Here is a 2,687-nt window from a genome sequence, read left to right on the forward strand (position 1 = left end):
AAACCCCCGCCCGAACAGGCGGGGGTTTTTGCATTGGCGCGGACAAAATGCAGGCTGCGCAAAGCAACGAGCAGGTGGGGCTGGAGCGCCGAAGGTGCTAATCAGGACAGCGCAGCTCAGCGCAACCCATCCGCGCAATCGGCCAAGACGCGCTCAGGCCAACCAGATCGGCCCACATGGTGGCGGCACGAGTTGCCATGACCATCTCGACTCACCTACTCCCGCCGTGACGGCGACCATATCGTAGGCATGGAGTCGATACCATCCTGGCGGCATGAGTTACCGGTTTCCCCAACGGTTGGAAGCCATGCGCAGCAGTGTGGCATTGGCAGCACGCAGATCGAACAGTTCGGCGTCGAAGCCGGGGCCGACCCAGTTCCGGTAATGTTCGGCTTCTTCGCTATCCGGATCATCGTATAGCGTGTTCAGGAATGCTTCGTAGCCTGTCGCGCCACCCACGTCCTCCGGCGGGCAGGCCCGAGTACCGTCGATGACCTGGGCCGCGCCCCACGGTTCGCCCCCGACGGTTTCCATTTTCTCGACGACGATGACGTGAACCCAGCCGTCTCCGAAGTCGTAGCGGTAAAGGAAGCGAGAGCTGGGTTTCAGAATCTTCTGAAGTCGAGACTTACGGTCGTCGGCAGTTGTGTTCGGGTCAGCGAAGTCCCGCACGTCATCGACCTCGAACATGGCGTAGGTCATGCCGTCGATCAGAAAGTCGTGCAGGTGGGTGTCTTCCCAGCCGAAGGCCGCCTGCAGGATATGGTGCAGCTTGCGCAGCGACTCGGTTCCTTCGACCTCGATCCGGCGCCAGATGGGCGGCTCGATATGTTGAAGCTGCACGTACAGAGTAAAGCGCTGGAACGATTTCGCCATCTGATCTCCGGGGAACGGAAAGCCTGCGGCATTATCGCCTTACGATGTCGGGTAGGTCATTTTCCAGAGCTGCAGTCCTTCGATCCAGTTAATCGGATGTCCTGCAATGCGCGCAAGCCCGGTGCGCAGATGCGCCTCTGCATCGATGCCGTTGAGCTTGGCCGTTCCGATCAGGCTGCAAATCGCGGTAGCACGCTTCCCACCTGAGTTCGCGCTGGCGAACAGGTAGTTCGGCGCCCGATGGCCACTCCGGGCAACGCGCACTCGACCGCCAGGTGATCGATTTCCAGGTGCCCGTCGTCGCAGTAGCGCGCGAGCGCTTCCCGTCGGTTCAAAGCGTAGAGGATCGCCCGACTCGTGTCGGATTCGCGTGAGAGCGTCTCCAGTGTGGCGTTCATCCGTCAATGCGAAGTGCGTCTCGCTGCCGTCGACCGCAGGTGCGAGCCAATCCGGTGGCCAGGCGCCGCATGTCGTTGCCAGGTAGTGGCCGCAGCATGCCGTCCTGGCGGACCCCGCCGGCGGAGAGTCGTCGCGGGTGCCTGCCGCGACGAGATACGCCGGATGCATCGGTGAACAGCCACAAATATGCGGTCGCATCAGGCTCATCGCGCGCCGGCGATGCGCGATGCCCGCCGAACGAAGGCAACCGGGGACGAGAGCAGGTTTCCACCGCTCATAGTCAGCCAGCACGGCGGCTTCGTTCGGGAGTCTCGAGCATGACTGCCGGCCAAACCTGTTAGCGGATCTCTGCGATCGCGCTCGAGCAATGCGAGGTATCTACCGGATCGGCAGCGTGTGAGGCCAAAGCCATGAAGGCAATTACAACAGCGAACTGGGGCATGAAGAATCGTATGGGGAACGGACGGACGATTCGAGACGGCTCGCGCCTTTCGGCGAAGTAGGGGCAGGCAGGGGGAGGGGCCACGATTCCGTGCTGGGATGGGAGGCGGGCAGGTGTCGGATGCAATCGGGGCGCGCGTGAAAGTCCCGTCGAGTGTACCGCGCCCAGGTTGCGATCAGGCGATCGGCGGTCCCTGGATGAGTAGTCCATGTTCGCGTCGATAGTGTCTTCGCGATATCGGCCGCGGAATCGCCGACGCTACCGGCACGAAATTTGCGGAAATTTTGCGTCTGCCCGCTTGGCATTGTGCTCGAGAGGTCGTATGATGGCGGTCTTTCGTTTTTAGCGCAGATGCAGATCAGCGTTGGAAGCGGAGTCTGACGAAGATGTGGCGCCGATCGGCAATATCTTGTGCTTGCCTTAGCCGGGCAAGGGCGGAAGATTGGTGGTAGGGCAAGTGTCAGGAAGAGAGTGAAAATAATCTTCCGGATGTGCTTGACAGGAGTGCGATGCACCCCCATAATCGTCAGTTCTCTACGGAGGGGTGCCCGAGTGGCTAAAGGGGGCAGACTGTAAATCTGTTGGCTTACGCCTACGTTGGTTCGAATCCAACCTCCTCCACCAAGATATCAGCGCAGTGAGCGGTAGGGAATCGTTAGTGGCCCTTGCGGGTGTAGCTCAATGGTAGAGCAGAAGCCTTCCAAGCTTACGACGAGGGTTCGATTCCCTTCACCCGCTCCAGACCGCGAAGTTGAAACGTAAAGCGCCCATGTGGCTCAGTGGTAGAGCACTCCCTTGGTAAGGGAGAGGTCGGCAGTTCGATCCTGCCCATGGGCACCAGCAGTAAAAAGTCAGTGTCTTGTTTGCGCGCGGCGCAACCTGTGAAATTCCTTTTGGGAGTCGAAAATGGCCAAGGGTAAATTCGAGCGGACCAAGCCGCACGTGAACGTTGGTACGATTGGTCACGTTG

1 protein-coding gene, 3 tRNA genes and 2 pseudogenes are annotated in these 2,687 nt (G+C 60.3%); 4 read left to right on the forward strand and 2 right to left on the reverse strand.

Annotation, left to right across the window (positions count from 1 at the left end; all coding sequences use genetic code 11):
* Positions 1–279: 279 nt before the first annotated feature.
* Positions 280–876 carry a plasmid pRiA4b ORF-3 family protein gene (locus OEJ37_RS34745; RefSeq protein ID WP_263349519.1) on the reverse strand — a complete coding sequence of 199 codons (597 nt, stop codon included), beginning with the start codon at positions 874–876 and terminating at the stop codon, positions 280–282.
* A gap of 39 nt (positions 877–915) precedes the next feature.
* Positions 916–1,268, reverse strand: a pseudogene (locus OEJ37_RS34750) (IS66 family transposase); the annotation flags it as partial.
* Between the two features lie 987 nt (positions 1,269–2,255).
* On the opposite strand from OEJ37_RS34750, the gene OEJ37_RS34755 reads away from it, so the two are divergent.
* From OEJ37_RS34755 to OEJ37_RS34770, 4 genes and pseudogenes are all read left to right on the forward strand, one after another.
* A tRNA-Tyr gene (locus OEJ37_RS34755) sits at positions 2,256–2,341 on the forward strand.
* A gap of 43 nt (positions 2,342–2,384) precedes the next feature.
* A tRNA-Gly gene (locus tag OEJ37_RS34760) sits at positions 2,385–2,458 on the forward strand.
* Between the two features lie 24 nt (positions 2,459–2,482).
* Positions 2,483–2,557, forward strand: a tRNA-Thr gene (locus tag OEJ37_RS34765).
* Between the two features lie 66 nt (positions 2,558–2,623).
* Positions 2,624–2,687 (forward strand): annotated as a pseudogene (locus OEJ37_RS34770) (elongation factor Tu); the annotation flags it as partial.

The organism is Burkholderia sp. BKH01 (assembly GCF_025685725.1).
GTDB lineage: Bacteria > Pseudomonadota > Gammaproteobacteria > Burkholderiales > Burkholderiaceae > Burkholderia > Burkholderia pyrrocinia_C.

Coding starts and splice junctions, on each gene's coding strand:
- OEJ37_RS34745 (WP_263349519.1), bottom strand. CDS start 876: ATGGCGAAATCGTTCCAGCGCTTTACTCTGTACGTGCAGCTTCAACAT.